The 15206-nt window shown below is 75.3% G+C and carries 15 protein-coding genes; 13 read left to right on the top strand and 2 right to left on the bottom strand.

Translation table 11 applies throughout. The annotated features are described in order from the left end of the window. Positions 1–15 precede the first annotated feature (15 nt). The gene (locus ACIHAD_RS42620) at positions 16–510 is read left to right on the top strand and encodes a hypothetical protein (RefSeq protein WP_397360526.1); all 495 of its coding nucleotides are present in this window, start codon (positions 16–18) and stop codon (positions 508–510) included. 25 nt (positions 511–535) lie between these two features. Here the strand turns inward: ACIHAD_RS42620 and ACIHAD_RS42615 are convergent, their stop codons facing one another. Both ACIHAD_RS42615 and ACIHAD_RS42610 read right to left on the bottom strand, forming a co-directional pair. Then, entirely contained in the window at positions 536–973 is a 438-nt protein-coding gene (locus ACIHAD_RS42615; RefSeq protein ID WP_397360525.1) for a PaaI family thioesterase, read from the bottom strand. Positions 974–1036: 63 nt separating this feature from the next. After that, positions 1037–2983 (bottom strand): BTAD domain-containing putative transcriptional regulator, encoded by a 1947-nt coding sequence (locus tag ACIHAD_RS42610; RefSeq protein ID WP_397360524.1) that lies wholly within the window; start codon positions 2981–2983, stop codon positions 1037–1039. 77 nt (positions 2984–3060) lie between these two features. Between ACIHAD_RS42610 and ACIHAD_RS42605 the strand changes: the two genes are divergently transcribed. The 12 genes from ACIHAD_RS42605 to ACIHAD_RS42550 all read left to right on the top strand — a co-directional run bounded on the left by ACIHAD_RS42605 (position 3061) and on the right by ACIHAD_RS42550 (position 15166). Beyond that, positions 3061–3933: an alpha/beta fold hydrolase gene (locus tag ACIHAD_RS42605; RefSeq protein WP_397360523.1), complete on the top strand. Its 873-nt coding sequence runs from the start codon at positions 3061–3063 to the stop codon at positions 3931–3933. Positions 3934–4090: 157 nt separating this feature from the next. Then, positions 4091–5113 (top strand): oxidoreductase, encoded by a 1023-nt coding sequence (locus tag ACIHAD_RS42600; protein ID WP_397360522.1) that lies wholly within the window; start codon positions 4091–4093, stop codon positions 5111–5113. Beyond that, complete coding sequence (locus tag ACIHAD_RS42595) at positions 5094–5942, top strand: sugar phosphate isomerase/epimerase family protein (RefSeq protein WP_397360521.1); 849 nt, start codon at positions 5094–5096, stop codon at positions 5940–5942. The genes ACIHAD_RS42600 and ACIHAD_RS42595 overlap by 20 nt, the downstream gene beginning before the upstream one ends. Beyond that, positions 5932–7218, top strand: coding sequence for a M20/M25/M40 family metallo-hydrolase (locus tag ACIHAD_RS42590; protein WP_397360520.1), 1287 nt, complete (start codon positions 5932–5934; stop codon positions 7216–7218). Before ACIHAD_RS42595 ends, ACIHAD_RS42590 begins: the two co-directional genes overlap by 11 nt. Then, complete coding sequence (locus tag ACIHAD_RS42585; protein ID WP_397360519.1) at positions 7215–8393, top strand: Ldh family oxidoreductase; 1179 nt, start codon at positions 7215–7217, stop codon at positions 8391–8393. Before ACIHAD_RS42590 ends, ACIHAD_RS42585 begins: the two co-directional genes overlap by 4 nt. Next, positions 8390–9310 (top strand): Gfo/Idh/MocA family protein, encoded by a 921-nt coding sequence (locus tag ACIHAD_RS42580; protein ID WP_397360518.1) that lies wholly within the window; start codon positions 8390–8392, stop codon positions 9308–9310. Before ACIHAD_RS42585 ends, ACIHAD_RS42580 begins: the two co-directional genes overlap by 4 nt. After that, positions 9307–9765 (top strand): DUF6917 domain-containing protein, encoded by a 459-nt coding sequence (locus ACIHAD_RS42575; RefSeq protein ID WP_397360517.1) that lies wholly within the window; start codon positions 9307–9309, stop codon positions 9763–9765. The genes ACIHAD_RS42580 and ACIHAD_RS42575 overlap by 4 nt, the downstream gene beginning before the upstream one ends. Positions 9766–9935: 170 nt before the next feature. Next, positions 9936–10463, top strand: coding sequence for an EF-hand domain-containing protein (locus ACIHAD_RS42570; protein WP_397360516.1), 528 nt, complete (start codon positions 9936–9938; stop codon positions 10461–10463). A gap of 167 nt (positions 10464–10630) precedes the next feature. Then, positions 10631–11833, top strand: coding sequence for a DegT/DnrJ/EryC1/StrS family aminotransferase (locus tag ACIHAD_RS42565; RefSeq protein WP_397360515.1), 1203 nt, complete (start codon positions 10631–10633; stop codon positions 11831–11833). Further along, entirely contained in the window at positions 11830–12969 is a 1140-nt protein-coding gene (locus tag ACIHAD_RS42560; RefSeq protein WP_397360514.1) for a DegT/DnrJ/EryC1/StrS family aminotransferase, read from the top strand. The genes ACIHAD_RS42565 and ACIHAD_RS42560 overlap by 4 nt, the downstream gene beginning before the upstream one ends. Next, positions 12966–13892, top strand: coding sequence for a UbiA family prenyltransferase (locus ACIHAD_RS42555; protein WP_397360513.1), 927 nt, complete (start codon positions 12966–12968; stop codon positions 13890–13892). The genes ACIHAD_RS42560 and ACIHAD_RS42555 overlap by 4 nt, the downstream gene beginning before the upstream one ends. Then, positions 13889–15166: a protoporphyrinogen/coproporphyrinogen oxidase gene (locus tag ACIHAD_RS42550; RefSeq protein ID WP_397360512.1), complete on the top strand. Its 1278-nt coding sequence runs from the start codon at positions 13889–13891 to the stop codon at positions 15164–15166. Before ACIHAD_RS42555 ends, ACIHAD_RS42550 begins: the two co-directional genes overlap by 4 nt. Positions 15167–15206 lie beyond the last annotated feature (40 nt).

The raw sequence follows: 15206 nt of genomic DNA, 5'->3' as shown, positions 1-15206 counted from the left end.
TGTCACGATGCGAGGATGATCGCCCCCCAGGCTGTCGCACCCTCGGCGCAGACCGTGGCCAGAAGGCTGCTCCTGGCCGGCGCGGCGGGGATCGTCCTCACCGTCGCCCTCGTCGCGTGGTCCATCCTGATGCCGGTCCTCGTCCCCTCGTCGCAGTCGCGCTACTGCGGCGAGTACACCGGCTGCATCGGCTACCTCTTCCTGATGTGGGAGTACGGCCGATGGATGGCGCTGGTCGCGGCCTGGCCGTTGCTGCGCCTTCTCCGCGTACGACCGTCGTGGCAGGCCGCGCTGATGGCCGCGCCGTACCTGCTGGCCATCTGGCAGGTGGCGCTGCTGATCAAATGGGCCAGCCCCGCCGCCGGAATCAACCTCATCCTCCTCAGCGGGGTGATCGCCTACCCGGCCGCGGCCTGGGCGACCATGCCGCACGTGCCACGCCTCGTCCGGTTCCTCACCGCCGGCGTCGCCCTCGCGCTCTACGCCGTCACCTGGCCGATCGTCGGCTGACGGCCGACCAGGGACGAAGACCCCGTCAGCCCATCGTCCGGACGATGACGGTCGCGGTCGCCGTGGCCACGATCCCGCCGCCGGGGTCGAGGAGCTCGCCGGCCAGGAAGCACACGTCCTTGCCGCGCCTGACCACGCGCCCCCGCCCGACGAGCCGCCCGGGCCGCGCGGGACGCAGGAACTGCACGTGCAGGTCGAGGGTCGGCGCGAACTGATCCTCCGGCAGCGTCGCCACCAGCGCGGGCCCCAGCGTGTCGTCGAGCATCGCGGCCAGGAAGCCGCCCTGGATCACGCCCACCGGGTTGGTGAACTGCTCGCCCGCCCGGAACGCCACCTCGATCGTGCCGGCCTCCGGATCGATCTCGACGAGCTCCCAGCCGAGCAGCGCCGCCGCCGGCGGCGGCGGAACCCTGCCCGCCAGCATGTCCCAGAACATCCCGCGCCTGCCCGCGTCCGTCGTCATGCCCCCCATTGAACAGCCCGCCACCGACAGACCGGCAGGACCGGCCCCCGAGCGAGGAAGCGGCTAGGCACCGAGCACGGCGAGGAAATCGGCGACCGGGCCCAGCGTGATCAGCCCACTGCCCGCCCCGGCCAGCTCCGCCGCGGCGGGGGCCAGCGCCTCGCGGGCGCGGGCCGCCGTCCGCCGGTCGCCGACCGCGACCGCGGCCCGCGCGACCAGGCACCACATGGCCTCCAACAGCAGGTCCCGGGGCGGATCCGGGATCCGGCCGACCGCCTCGGCGGCCTCCGCGTCCCGCCCTTCCTCCAGCAGGACGAGCGGCCGCACCCACGGCTCGTACGGCCCCCAGTCCACCGCGGCCCCCCGCTCCGCCTCGCCCGGGACGGGCAGGCCGTGCCGCACCCGTACGGACAACAGCGCGAGCGGCAGCAGCCCCCGCCGCAACCCCGGCATCCCGACGTCGTCCAGCCGCGCCGCGACCGCCCGGTAGGCCGCCTCCTCCTCTGCCGCGCAGACCCGCCCCGAGGCCGCCTCCCGCACCACCCGGTACCACTCGGTGAACACGCTGACCAGCGGCAACTCGTTCCGTTCGGCCAGCCGGCCGGCGGCGGCCGCGTGCCGGTCGGCGGCCTCGAAGTCGCCGAGCGCGCCGCGCGCCTGGACGCGGACGAGATGCCCCAGCACCTCGAACGTGACCAGCCCGTGCCGCGACGACAACGCGACCAGCTCGGCCCCGATCCCGTCCCGGTAGGAGGCCAGCCCCGCCCGCTCGAACGCCTGCATGAACACCCCGTTGAGCGCGAACGCCAGCAGCGCCGGGTCGTCCAGGCGGCGGGCGATGCGCTCGGCCTCGGCGGCGGCCCACGGGCCTCGGGCCGAACGGGTGCCGCGCGACTCGACGGCGATCGTGGCCAGCATCCGCGCCCGCGCCGCCTCGGGCGCGCCGGGCGGGAGGGCGGCCAGGGCGCGTTCGGCCGCGGCGACGACCTGGGCCGCCTGCTCGGGGTCGTCCGACCGGGTCCAGATCGCCGGCACGTCGTAGGCGCCGATCACCCTGGCCGTGAGCTCCGGATCGCCCAGCTCCTCGGCGGCCGCGACGGCCGCCGTACGATGCGCGCGCGCCGCCTCCAGGCCGCCGCCCCCGGTCACCGCGAGGTTGCGCAGCAGGCCGACCGTCGACTCCAGCCGCGCCCGGGCCCCGGCCCCCACCGTACGGTCGTACGCCTCGGCCGCCTGCGCCCACACCCGGGCCGTGGCGTCGGCGGGGGCGGCGAGCCCGCGGTCCTGGTGCAGGATGTCGGACTCCAGGCGGCGCAGCCGGGGCCCGGGGTCCACGCCGAGCTGCTCGGCCAGGAGCGTCCGCGCCCGGCGCAGCACCGCCAGCGCGTCCCCCTGGCGTCCGGTGCGGTAGAGGGCGAGGGCGAGCAGCCGCCAGGCGTCCTCGCGCCAGGGGTGCTCGGCGACGTGCGCGTCCAGGTCGGGGACGGCCTCCGCGGCCCGGCCCAGCGCCAGTTGCGCCTCGGCCCGGCGTTCGACGGCGTGCAGCCGCAGCTCGGTCAGGCGGGCACGTTCGGCGTGCGCCCAGTCCTCGTCGGCGAACTCGGCGTAGGCGGGGCCGCGCCACCAGCCGAGCGCCTCCTCCAGCCGGGCCGGTTCCGTCGGCCCGCCGGTCACGGCCTGCTCGAAGCGCCAGGCGTCCACGGCGTCGGGGGCGGCGCGAAGGGCGTACCCGGGGCCCTCGGTGACCAGCAGCCGGGCGGGGGCGCGCGGCGGGCGTCCGGGCTCCAGCGCCCGGCGCAGGGCGGCCACGAACGTCCGTACCGCGCCCACCGCGTCCGGCGGCGGATCGTCCCACAGGTCCTCGACCAGGCGCGTCACCGGGACGACGCGGCGCCGGGCGACGATCAGGCGGGCCAGCACGGCGCGATGCCGCGGCCCCTTCAGCGGGATCGGCTCGCCCTCGTCGTCCCAGGCCACCACGGGCCCCAGCACCCCGAACACGCTCCCCATCCTTCCTGCTCACCGGATGCTCATCCGCCCCCGGCACGCTGGGAACCGACCCGGTCACCCACGAAGGAGGGCACCTCATGACCATCCCCGGATTCGACCACCGCCGTGTCCCCGTCGCCGACGGCGTCACGCTGCACGCGGCCGTCGGCGGCTCGGGCAGCCCGATCGTGCTGCTGCACGGCTTCCCGCAGATCCACCTGATGTGGCGGCACGTCGCCGCCGACCTCGCCGCCGACCACACCGTCATCTGCCCCGACCTGCGCGGCTACGGCGCCAGCGACAAACCGGCCGAGACCGGCCCGTCCGTCTACTCCAAGCGGACCATGGCCGCCGACGTCGTCGCCCTGGCCGGGGCACTCGGCCACGAGCGCTTCGCCCTGGCCGGGCACGACCGCGGCGCCCTGGTCGCCTTCCGCGCCGGCCTCGACCACCCGGCCGCGGTGAGCCACCTGGCCTGCCTCGACGTGCTGCCGACCCTCGACATGTGGGACGTCATGCGCGGCGTCACCGCCGCCGTCGGCTTCCACCTCTACCTCATGGCCCAGCCGCCCGGCCTGCCCGAGCAGCTCATCGGCGCGAGCCCGGACGCCTTCTTCGGCCACTTCCTCGACCTGTGGACCAACGACCCGGCCGCGATCCCGGCCGGCGTACGGGCCGCGTACCTGGACGCCTGCCGGGCCGCCGTGCCCTCGATCGTGGCCGACTACCGCGCCTCGGCCGGGATCGACGTCGAGCACGACCGCGCCGACCTGGAGGCGGGCAACCGGCTGCGCATGCCGGTGACCGTCCTCCAGCAGGACTGGGGGGCCGCTCTGGGCTACGACGCCGCCGCGCTGTGGCGGGCCTGGGCGCCCGACCTGCGGCACGACACGGTCACCTCCGGACATTTCATGGCCGAGGAGTCCCCCGCGGAGATCGCGCGGGCGCTGCGCGACCTCATGTCCCGGTAGCCGGTCGTGCTGGTCAGGGCGGGTCGTGTAACTTAAAGTAATTGACATGTCACGGTAAGTTATTCGACAATGACAGCGCCAAATGAGGTCGTCCTTCCGGCGAGAAAAGTACGGGCCGGAAAGCCGAGCACGCGACGGAGTAGAGGCGCTCTCCAGCATGTTGCACGCATTCATCGTCGGGATGGGCAGATCCGGCGCAGGGCTGCATCTGCCGTCCCTGACCAAGGTGCGCGAGGCGGCCCCCGGGCTGCTGGCGCCCGGCCCGGTCGTCGTCCTCGACCCCCTCCTGCCGCCCGGCGGCGTACGGGGAGCCGTGACGGCCGGGTCGCCCGAGGAGGCCGCCACGCTCGCGCCGCCCGGCCGCACCGTCGTGCACCTGTGCACCCCGCCGCACGTCAGGGCCGGGATGCTGGCCCGGCTGGCGCCGCTCGGCTACCGCAAGTTCATCGTGGAGAAGCCGCTCGCGCTCGACCTGGTCGGGCTGGCGGCCGTGGCCCGGGTACGCCGGCGCTGGAACCTCGACCTCACGGTCGCCACCCACTGGCTCGACAGCACGCTCACCGGCCGGCTCCGGGCGGCGATGCACGCCGAGGAGTTCGGCCCGCTGCGGCAGATCCGGGTCGTGCAGAACAAGCCCAGGTTCACCCGCAGCGCGGCGCGTCCCGACGCCGCCACGGCCTTCGACATCGAGGTGCCGCACGCGCTCGCCGTGGTGCTCAGCCTGGCCGGCGGCGCCCGGATCTCCGAGGCGTCCTGGGAGGACATGGTCACCGAACGCCACCGGCTGCCCCGGCTCGGACGGGCCAGGCTGCGGCTCGACCACTACTCGGGCGTGCGCACGGAGATCGACTCCGACCTGACCTCGCCCGTACGGGAGCGGCGCATCACCCTGCACTTCGAGCGGGGCACGCTCACCGGCCACTACCCGTGCAGCGACGCCGACCACACAGCCCAGCTCAGGGTGGCGACGGCCGAGGGCGAGCGCCGTTCGGTGTTCGCCGACGACGCCCTGCCCGCCTTCCTGCTGGCCGTCTACCGGCGTTACGCCCGCGCCCGCTGCTCGCCCGGCGCACTGCCCGTCCAGGTCGACGCCGTGCGGCTGCTCACCGAGGCCAAACACCTGTGCGCGGCGCACGAGCCCGGGCGTGAGGAGGCGCCGCATGCAGGCACCACCTCCTGAGCTGGCCGGGATAGGCGACGAGGCCGCCCCCGACCTCGACGGCCAGCTCGCCGCCGTGGGGGAACTGGGCTGGAACCGGCTGGAACTGCGCACGATCGACGGCGTGCCGGTGGCCGGGCTCGGCGAGGAGGCGTTCCTGCGCGCGGCGCGGCGGTTGCGCGAGGCGCGGGCCGAGGTCGTCGCGGTCGCCTCGAAGATCGGCGACTGGTCGCGTCCGGTGACCGGCGACTTCGCGCTCGACCTCGCCGAGCTCGACGTGCTGGCGCGCCGCTGCCCCCCGCTGGGGACGCGGCTGGTGCGGATCATGTCCTTCCCCTCGGGCGGCCTGGCCGAGCCGGAGTGGGGGCGGCGGGTCCGTGACCGGCTGCGCGAGCTGGCCCGCCGGGCCGAGGACGCCGGCCTGCTGCTGGTCCACGAGAACTGCGCCGGATGGGCCGGCGACCGCGCCGACCGCATGCTGGACCTGGTGACCGGGATCGGCAGCCCGGCGCTGCGGCTGCTGTTCGACATCGGCAACGGCGTCGCCCACGGCTACCCGGCGGCCCCGATGTTGCGGCAGGTCGTCCCGTACGTCGCGCACGTCCACGTCAAGGACGCCGTCACCGGCCCCGGCGGCGAGGTCGTCTACGTGCTGCCCGGCGAGGGACGGGCGGGCGTCGCCGAGTGCCTGGGCCTGCTGTCCGCCCACGGCTACACCGGCGCCCTGTCCATCGAGCCGCACCTGCGGCTGCGCCCCCACCTCGACGACCCGGGCCGCGGCGACCAGGCCGCGTTCGTCCGGTACGGGCGCGCGCTGGAACGGCTGGTGGGGCAGGTCGATGGACGTTGACGCCGTGCCTCTCGACGCGGCGGAACGCGACCTGCTGCTGAGGCTGCTGCGGCTGCCCACGGCGGGCCCGCTGGAGACCGGACCGGCCGGGCCGCCGCCGCTCCTGCGCCGGGCCCAGGAGGAGTACGCGCGGGCCGCCGCGCCGCTCGGCTTCCGCACCGTGCGGCACACCTCCGTGCGCCCGGCCGAGCTGGACCGCGCCGACGTCCCCGCGCCCGTGCGCGAGGCCCTCGACCAGCCCGGCTTCCTGGACGGCCAGCCCAGCCTGGTGCTGCGCCTGGGCCCCGGCCTGCCGGCGTCCCGCACGGTCATGTTCAACGTGCATCTCGACACGGTCGCCGGCGGCGGACCGGCCGGGTTCGACGGCGAGCGGTTCCACGGCCGCGGCGCGATCGACGCCAAGGGCCCGGCCGTCGCGCTGCTGGCCGGGCTGCGGGCGGCGCGCGCCCGCCGGCCGGCCATCGGGCGCGAGGTCGGGGTGCTGATCCAGGCCGTGGCGGGCGAGGAGGGCGGGGCCATGGGCGTGCTCGGCACCCGTCCGCTCGTCGAACGCGGCTACGTCGGGCGGCTCAACGTCTTCTGCGAGCCCACCGGCGTACGGTTCCTGCCGCGCAGCACGGCCGCCGCCACCGCCCGGATCGTGGTGGACGGCGACCACGCCGTGGACGACCGCCCGGCCGCCGGGCACAACGCCACGGTCCTGCTCGGCTTCCTGGCCCAGCACCTGGCCAGGGCGCTCGACCCGGACACCGTGTGCGTGGCGGGCCTGCACACCGGCACCCGCCACAACCAGGTGTACGGCCGCGGCTCCCTCCTGCTCAACCTGCCCTACGCCACCCCCGCCACCGGCCGCCGCCTGGAACGGGACCTCACCCGGGCCCTGGACGACGGGCTCGCGGCCTTCGCGGCGGTCTTCGGCGGCACCGCCCTGTTCGCCAGGACCGCCCGCGACGCCAGGGCCGTCACCCGGCTGGAGTGGCGCAAGCGCGGCCTGCCCGTGCTCGACGACCGCGACGCGTGGGGGCACGCGCTCCTGCGCGACCGGGCCGGGATCCCGCCCTGGCCCGCCGGCGAGCCGGCGTTCACCTGCGACGCCATCTGGATGGCGGGCGTCGAGGGCGCCTGCACGGTCGTCCTGGGGCCGGGCGACCTGGCAGGCAACAACGCCCATGCCGAAGGGGAGTTCGCGCGGGCCGCCGAACTCGCCGGGTTCGCCGCCGCCGTGGCCCGCCTGATGATCGCCTTCACCGACGACAGGATTGGACGAGGAGCATGAACCCCACTGCCTCACCCGCGACGGACTCACCGCCCGCGCAGCCGTACCCGCCGGTCCCGAGGGTCTCCCCGGGAAAGGAGCGGGCGGCCGTACGGGTGCGCCACGACGACCTGCTGGACTTCGTCACCGCCGTGTTCACCACCCGCGGCCTGGCCCCCGAACGCGCCCGCGAGGCCGCCGCCGCGCTGTGCTACGGCGACCTCGTCGGCATGACCTCCCACGGGCTGGCCAACCTGACCCGGCTCTACCTGCCGCTGTTCGACGAGGGGCGGGTCGATCCGCTGGCCGAGCCGTCCGTGCTGGCCGACCGGGGCGCGGCCGTGCTGCTCGACGCCGGCCGCGCGCTGGGCCTGTGGGCCGCCGGCCTGGCCATGGAGATCGCCGCCGGGCGCGCCTCGACGTACGGCGTCGGCCTGGTCTCCGTACGCGGGGGCACCCACCTGGGCTGCGCCGGCCACCACGCGCTGCGCGCGGTCGAGTACGGCATGGTCGGCGTCATCGCGAGCAACTGCGGCCGCCAGCGCATCGCCAGGCCGCCCGGGGGCGCGGTGGCGATGCTGGGCACCAACCCGATCAGCGTCGCCGCCCCCGCCGGCGGGCACCCGCCGTTCGTGCTGGACATGAGCACCACCGCCATGCCCACCGGACGGGTCAGGCAGGCCGCGCGGCACGGCGACGAGCTGCCCGAAGGGGTGCTGGCCGGCGACGACGGCGCTCCCGTGACCGACGCCGCGGCCTTCGACGAGGGGCGGGCGCACCTGCTGTGGCTCGGCGGCGAGGCGGGGCGGTACAAGGGCTTCGGGCTGGGCGTGGCGGTCGAGGTGCTGGCCGCGCTGGTGCCGGGCGCGGGTCTCGGCGCCCACCCCGACGCCTACGACGGCGACGGCGGCCCGAGCGGGCGCGACGACGACATCGGCTTCCTCGCCCTGGCCGTCGCGCCGGGGGCGCTGCGCGAGGGCGTGGAGGGCGACGCGGCCACGCTGTTCGGCGCGTTGCTCGGCTGCCCGCCCGCCGACCCCGGCCTGCCGGTGAGCTATCCCGGCTGGCACGAGCATCGCCGGGCCGAGGAACACCGGCGCTCGGGCGTCCCGCTCGGCACGGACCTGTACGACGAGCTGACCGCGCTCGCCGCCGCCACGGGACTCGACGCCCCCGCCCTGGTGGTGGAGCGGTGAGCGCCCGGCTGCGCGTCGCGGTCATCGGGCTCGGCGTGATCTCGCGGTTCTACCTGGCGGCCCTGCACGCCTCGCCCGGCCTGCGGCTGGCCGCGGTCTGCGACACCGACCCGCGCGCCCTGGAGGGGCACCGCGTCCCCGCCTACCGCGACCACCTGCGGTTGCTCGACGAGGAACGGCCCGACGCCGTCGTGGTCACCGTCCCCAACGACCTGCACGCCCGGGTCTGCGCCGACGCGCTGGAGCGGCGCGTCCCGGTCTGCGTGGAGAAGCCGCTCGCCCTCGACGCCGCGCAGGGCAGGTGGCTCACGGACCTGGCCGCCGGCTCGGACGTGCCGCTGTTCACCGCCTTCCACCGCCGCTACAACCACGCCGTCGGACGGCTGCGCGCCGCGTGCGCGGGCGCCCGAGTCGAGGAGCTGACCGTGCGCTACCTGGAACGCATCGAGGAGCACGCGGGCGACGACTCCTGGTACCTGGACGTACGGCGCTGCGGCGGCGGCTGCGTCGCCGACAACGGGCCCAACGCGTTCGACCTGGTCGACCTGCTGCTCGGCCCGGCGCACGTCGTCTCCGCGCACGTCGACCGGGACGCCACGGGGGCCGACCGGCAGGCGGACGTCGAGCTGCGCGCCGGCGCGGCCCGCGCGCGGATCCTGCTCGACTGGTCCTACCCGGGCGAGCGCAAGGACCTGGAGGTACGCCTGGCCGACGGCCGCACCCTGTACGCCGACATGCTGGCCGGCCATTCCGGCTTCAAGAACTCCCTGTGGCACGAGTACGAGGGCGTGCTGGCCGCCTTCGAACGCTGCGTGCGCTACGGCACCCCCGACGGCGAGGGCGGCCTGCCCGCCCTGCGCTTCGTCGAGGACGTCTACCGCCTGGAGAAGGCCGGCGCCGGACGGGGGGCCGCGTGAACCCCGACGAGGACGGCCCCAAGACCGCGGTCACCGGGACGCTGCTGAAGGTGCTGGTGCACCGCAGGCAGGACCGCGGCATGCGGCTCGAACCGTACGCCAGCCGGTGCGTACGCGCCGGCGAGGTGCACGAGCTGGTGGCCACCGACCACACCGAGATCGACGCCGGGGCCAGGATCGATCGGGTCGCCTTCCTGGGCTTCGCCGAGATCGTCGCGGCCGGCGTGCTGGACCGCGGCGACGAGGTGTGGATCGGCGGACGCCGGGTCGGGGTGCTGCTCGGCTTCGACGGCTGCCACCTGCCCAACCACTACAACGTGCTGATCCACGCCGATCCCGCCGCCACCGGCCGCGAGCTGGGTCTCATGCCGGGCGAGCCGCTGGTGTTCAGCCAGGCGCTCCCCGGCGACCCCGAGGAGGGCGGGGCCCGCGTCTTCCGCTGGCCCCTGCTCTAGAGGGTTTCGATTACTTTCCGTGACCTCTGGTTTACCAATAGTCACACAGGGTAATCTGTTGATTGCGCACAGTGGTGGGAACCTTCTGTTTCGGGCCCCACTAGAAGTCGCGTCCTTCCCCCGATGATCCCCACGACGGCGGGCGGGCGCGTGTCACGAAAGGACAGACGATGGCTGCGGGCACCAAGACGACCAGCCGGCTGGAAGAGCGCTTCCGCCTCTGGGACAACGACGGCTCCGGCGCGATCGAGCGCTCCGACTTCGAGAACGAGGCCGACGGCATCATCGAGGGCCTGGGCGTGCAGGGGACGCCGCAGGCGCACCGGCTGAAGCAGGCGTACCTGGCCATGTTCGACCACCTCGCGGGAGCGGTGGGCGCGTCCAGGCTCAACCAGGAGCAGTTCGTCCGGGCTGCCGAGCAGGAGATCATCAGCAGGGGCGACGCCGGGTTCGCCCAGGTCGTGCGCCCGACCATCCAGGCGATCGTCAACGTCCTCGACCGCGACGACGACGGCGAGGTCGACTCCTCGGAGATGGCCAAGTGGTTCTCGGCCATCGGCCTCGACGGCGACGTCGCCGCCGAGGCGTTCCGGCAGATGGACACCGACGGCACCGGCAGACTCACCGTCTCCGAGCTGGTCGACGCCGTCCGCGACTACCACCTCGGCAAGAACGACATCCCTCTGCTCGGCAGGTGACCTAGGCCCCGAGCACGCCGAAGGGTCGCCCAGAGCCGCTGTCTCCGGGGCGGCTCTGCCGAGAGGGCCGTCCGGGGGCCGTGTCCCCGGACGGCTCCGCCCGAAAGGGGCCGTCCGGGGCCGCATCCCCGGGCGGCCCCGCCCACCACCGCACCAGGACGGGAACCTTGGAGAAAACACTCTCTCCGCCCGGGGGATCGCCGCCCCGCGCCGCCGCTCCCATCCCCTTCTTCTCCCAGGCGGCGACGTTCGACCGGTTGTGGAGGGAGATCCGCACCGGCTGCGTCGACGTGCTGGACCGCGGCAAGTTCTCCCACGGCGCGAAGGTCGCCGAGCTCGAACGCCGGCTCGCCCTGTGGACCGGCGCCACGCACGTCGTCGGCGTCAACTCCGGCACCGACGCGCTGGTGCTGCTGCTGCGCGCGGCCGGCCTGCGCCTCGGCGACGAGGTCGTGGTGCCCGCCTACAGCTTCATCGCCACCGCCAGCTCCGTCGTGCTGGCCGGCGGCGTGCCGGTCTTCGCCGACATCGAGGAACTCGGCCATGGCATCGACCCGGCCTCCGTCGACGCCGTGGCCGGGCCGCGTACCCGGATGGTCATGCCGGCGCACCTGTTCGACCGGCTGGCCGACCTGCGGGGGGTGTGCGAGGTCGCCCGGCTGCGCGGCCTGACCGTGCTGGAGGACAGCGCCGAGGCCATCGGCATGCGCCTCGACGGCACGCACGCCGGGCTCGTCGGCGCGGGCGGCGTGTTGTCGTTCTTCCCCTCCAAGACCCTCGGGGCCATCGGCGACGCCGGAGCGCTGCTCACCGACGACGACGGCATCGCCGAGACCGCGCGGGCGCTGCGCCACCACGGCCGCGGCGGCCGCACCCTCGACCACTTCCCCGGCATCGCCAACCCCACCGTCCTGCCCGGCTGCAACAGCAAGATGGACGACCTCCAGGCCGCCGTCCTGCTGGCCAAGCTCGCCAGGCTCGACGCCGACATCGCCCGCAGGTCCGAGCTGGCCACCCGCTACGACGCCCGGCTGCGCGACCTGCCCGGCGTGCTGGCCGTGCCGGGCGCGGTGCCGCCGCACCCGGGCGGCAACCGGGTCTGCTACGTCTACCTCGTCGAGGTCGAGTCCCGCGACGCCCTGGCGGCGCACCTGGCCGCCGGGGGCATCGGCATCGAGATCTACTACCCGGTCCCGCTGCACCTGCAGCCCTGCTTCTCCCACCTCGGCCACGTCCGGGGCGACTTCCCGAGGGCGGAGGCGGCCTGCGAGCGGGCGCTCGCCCTGCCGCTCTACCCCGACCTGTCCGACGCCGAGGCCGACCGGGTGTGCGACGAGATCGAGGGCTTCTACCGAGGGCGGCGGGGATGAGCCGGGTGCCCTTCTTCGCCGCCGACCTGTTCGAGGACGACCGCGCGACGCTGCTGAAGACCGTCTACGCCGTCGGCACCGGCGAGGCCCAGAAGTTCATCCTCGGCGAGCACACCGCCCGCATGGAACGCGAGCTGCGGCGCCGGCTCGGCGCGGCCGACGTCGTGGCCTGCTCCAGTGGCACCTCGGCGCTCACCCTGGTGCTCGCCGCCATGGACGTGGGCCCCGGCGACGAGGTCGTGGTGCCCGCCTTCGGCTGCGCCCCGCTGGCCGCCACCGTGCTCGGCGCCGGGGCGCGGCCGGTCTTCGCCGACATCGACCCCGTGACGCTGACCGCCGACCCCGCCGCCGCCGAGTCGCTGGTCACCGCGCGCACCAAGGCGGTGATGCCGGCCCACATGTTCTCCGTGATGGCCGACATGCCGCGCTTCCGCGAGCTGGCCGACCGGCACGGCCTGCGGCTGGTCGAGGACTCGGCGCTGGCCCAGGGCGGCACGCTGGGCGGGCGGCCGGCCGGGCGGTGGGGGGACGCGGGCGTCTACTCGTTCGTGCAGGTCAAGACGTTCGGCATGCCGGGGGAGGGCGGCGTGGTGATCACCGACGACCCGGCGCTGGCGGCGCACGTACGGGTGCTGCGCAACCACGGGCAGGACGGCGCGCGGCGCTTCCACCACCACCGCGTCGGCTACAACAGCCGCTTCGACGAGGTGATGGCGGCCTTCCAGCTCCACCGGTTCGCCGGCCTGGACGACCGCCTGTCGCGCCGGGCCGAGATCGCCTCCTATTACTCCCGCCGTTTCGCGTCCCTGGCGGAACGCGGGATCGTGGCACCGCCCGTCGGAGGGGACGGGCGGTTCCACTACGTCTACACCGTGCTCACCGAGCGCCGGGACGCGCTGGCGGCCCACCTGGCCGCCCACGACATCGCGACCCACGTCTACTACCCGCGCCCGCTGCCCGCCCAGCCGGCCTTCGCCCGGTTCGCGCCGCCCGGCGCGTCCTGGCCGGTGGCCGAGTCGGCCGCCCGGCGCAACCTGTCGCTGCCGCTGCACCCGCGGCTCGCCGACGCCGAGGTCGAACGGATCGCCGACGCGGTCTGCGCCTTCGCCCACGGCTCCCCGCAGGAGGACCCATGACCGACCAGGTGGTCAGCCGCGGCCTCGGGCCCTACGCGCGGCTCGCCAAGCTCGACATCTACGACTACTACCTGGGCCTGCCGCTGGTGTGGTCGCTGCTGCCGGCGGCCGGGCGGTGGCAGCCGTACGCGGTGGGCCTGCTGCTGGCCGTGCTCGTCGCCGAGGCGGTCGTGGTGGCCGCGATGGTCGGGTTCGACGACATCACCGGCCACCGCGACGGCAGCGACGCGGCCAACTACTCCTCCGACGCGGCCCGGCGCAGGCTGGCCCGCAAACCGCTGGTCGCCGGCACGCTCACCGAGCCGCAGGCGCTGCGGTTCGCCTGGACGGCCACCGCGATCAGCGTCGTGCTGTGGGCCGCGGTGGTGGCCGCCGCCCCGTACCGGCCCGCGTGGGTGGTCGTGACGGCGGCGGCGTGCGTGGTCGCGGCCGTGCAGTACTCGTGGGGGCTCAAGCTCAGCTACCGGGGGTTCCAGGAGCTGTTCCTCGTCGGGCTCGGCGTGGGGTGGGTGCTGGTGCCGTACGGGCTGCTGACGGGGCAGGCGAGCGGGTTCGTGGCGGTGCAGGCGGTGCTGTTCGGGCTCGGGCCGATGATCTTCGGCCTGTACTCCAACACCAACGACGCCCGGGGGGACCGGGAGGCCGGGCGGTTCACCGTCGCGGCTCGGACGTCCCCGCGGGTCAACGCCGCCTTCGTCACCGCGGTGACCGTGGCCGAGAGCCTGGTCGTCGGGTGGTCCGTGGCCGCCGGGGTCGCGCCCTGGTGGTTCCTGGGCGTGCTCGTGCCGCTGGTCTCCCTTCGCGTGGCCCAGCTCGTGATCGGGTTCGTCCTCGGGGACGTCCTGCGGGCCCGGCGCGTGGCGATCCGCACCCACCGCGTCACCGTCGGCGTGCTGATCCTGGCCAACCTGGTCATGGCATGAACGTGGACGTCGCGGTGGTGGGGGCCGGACCGGCGGGCCTCGCGACCGCGTACGCGCTGGACCGGGCCGGGCTCGCGGTCCGCGTCCTGGAGGCGGCCGAGGCGGTGGGCGGGCGGATGCGCACCCTGCGGGCGCGGGGCTGCCTGATCGACACCGGCGCCGAGATGTTGCCGTCGGCGGCCGGCTATCCGGCCACCTGGCGGCTGATCAGGGCGGTCGGCCTCGACGCGGCGGCCGTGCCGAGGGTGCGCGACGCCGTCGGCGTGTGGCGTGACGGGCGGGTCCACCCGCACGTGGGCCGCCCGCTCGGGCTGCTCACCGGCGCGGGCCTGCCGCCGCGCGCCCGGCTCGATCTGGTACGCCTGCGGCTCCGCCTGGCCCGCCATCGCCCCGACCCCGCCGCCACCGTCGCCGACCTGGTCCGGAAATACCATCCCGACCTGCGCGGATTTCTCGTCGAGCCGCTGGTCGCCGGGTTCTTCGGCTGGGACGCCGGGCGCTCGTCCGCCGCCGTGTTCGCCGAGCACCTGACGACCGCCGGAAGCACGAACACCTGGCACACCTACCGCGACGGCATGGACACCCTGGCCCGCGTCCTGGCGGCCGGGCTCGACGTGGTCACCGGGCACGAGGTGACCGGGGTGGTCACGTGCCCGGGAGGGGTGCGGCTGGAGTCGCCGCGGGGGAGCGTGACCGCGCGGGCGGCGGTCCTGGCCGTTCCCGCGCCCGTGGCGGCCCGGCTGCACCCCGGCGCCCCGCCGGAGGAGCGGGCGTACCTGGAGGCGTGCACGTACGCGCCCATGCTCCGGCTCAGTCTCGTCCTCTCCCGGCCGGCGGCGCCCGGCTGGCGCGGGTTCGCCACGCTCGTGCCCGCGGCCGAGGACCCCGTGCTCAACGTGATCACCGTGGACCACCACAAGCATCCCGGCCGCGCCCCCGCGGGCACCGGGCTGATCTCGCTCATCACCTCGCCGCGGGGCACCGCCGCGCTGATGGGCGAGAGCGACGAGAAGGTCGCCGACCAGCTCGTCGGGCGCGCCGAGCGGTTCGTCCCCGGCCTGGCCGGCCGGGTGGCCCGCTTCCACGTGCACCGGTTCCCGTACGGGCTGCCGGAGGCGACGCCGCGCGCCCTGGCGTCGCGGGCGGCGTTCGAGGGGCGTCCGGGATCGGCGGTCGAATACGCGGGCGACTGGGTCGCCCTGCGGCCGTGCAGCGAGGGCGCGGTCGCCGCGGCGGAACGGGCCGCCGCGCGGGTGCTCGCCCGCCTGTCATAACGCCCCCTGTCATAACGGCCCCAGTCATAACGGCCCCAGT

The sequence above is a fragment of the Nonomuraea sp. NPDC052265 genome, from assembly GCF_044547985.1.
Lineage (GTDB): Bacteria > Actinomycetota > Actinomycetes > Streptosporangiales > Streptosporangiaceae > Nonomuraea.
This window is presented reverse-complemented; position numbering and strand designations above follow the sequence as displayed.

Bases quoted from the DNA above. Each gene is read 5' to 3' on its own strand.
- ACIHAD_RS42620 (WP_397360526.1), top strand. From the start codon at position 16: ATGATCGCCCCCCAGGCTGTCGCACCCTCGGCGCAGACCGTGGCCAGA.
- ACIHAD_RS42615 (WP_397360525.1), bottom strand. From the start codon at position 973: ATGACGACGGACGCGGGCAGGCGCGGGATGTTCTGGGACATGCTGGCG.
- ACIHAD_RS42610 (WP_397360524.1), bottom strand. From the start codon at position 2,983: ATGGGGAGCGTGTTCGGGGTGCTGGGGCCCGTGGTGGCCTGGGACGAC.
- ACIHAD_RS42605 (WP_397360523.1), top strand. From the start codon at position 3,061: ATGACCATCCCCGGATTCGACCACCGCCGTGTCCCCGTCGCCGACGGC.
- ACIHAD_RS42600 (WP_397360522.1), top strand. From the start codon at position 4,091: ATGTTGCACGCATTCATCGTCGGGATGGGCAGATCCGGCGCAGGGCTG.
- ACIHAD_RS42595 (WP_397360521.1), top strand. From the start codon at position 5,094: ATGCAGGCACCACCTCCTGAGCTGGCCGGGATAGGCGACGAGGCCGCC.
- ACIHAD_RS42590 (WP_397360520.1), top strand. From the start codon at position 5,932: ATGGACGTTGACGCCGTGCCTCTCGACGCGGCGGAACGCGACCTGCTG.
- ACIHAD_RS42585 (WP_397360519.1), top strand. From the start codon at position 7,215: ATGAACCCCACTGCCTCACCCGCGACGGACTCACCGCCCGCGCAGCCG.
- ACIHAD_RS42570 (WP_397360516.1), top strand. From the start codon at position 9,936: ATGGCTGCGGGCACCAAGACGACCAGCCGGCTGGAAGAGCGCTTCCGC.
- ACIHAD_RS42560 (WP_397360514.1), top strand. From the start codon at position 11,830: ATGAGCCGGGTGCCCTTCTTCGCCGCCGACCTGTTCGAGGACGACCGC.
- ACIHAD_RS42555 (WP_397360513.1), top strand. From the start codon at position 12,966: ATGACCGACCAGGTGGTCAGCCGCGGCCTCGGGCCCTACGCGCGGCTC.
- ACIHAD_RS42550 (WP_397360512.1), top strand. From the start codon at position 13,889: ATGAACGTGGACGTCGCGGTGGTGGGGGCCGGACCGGCGGGCCTCGCG.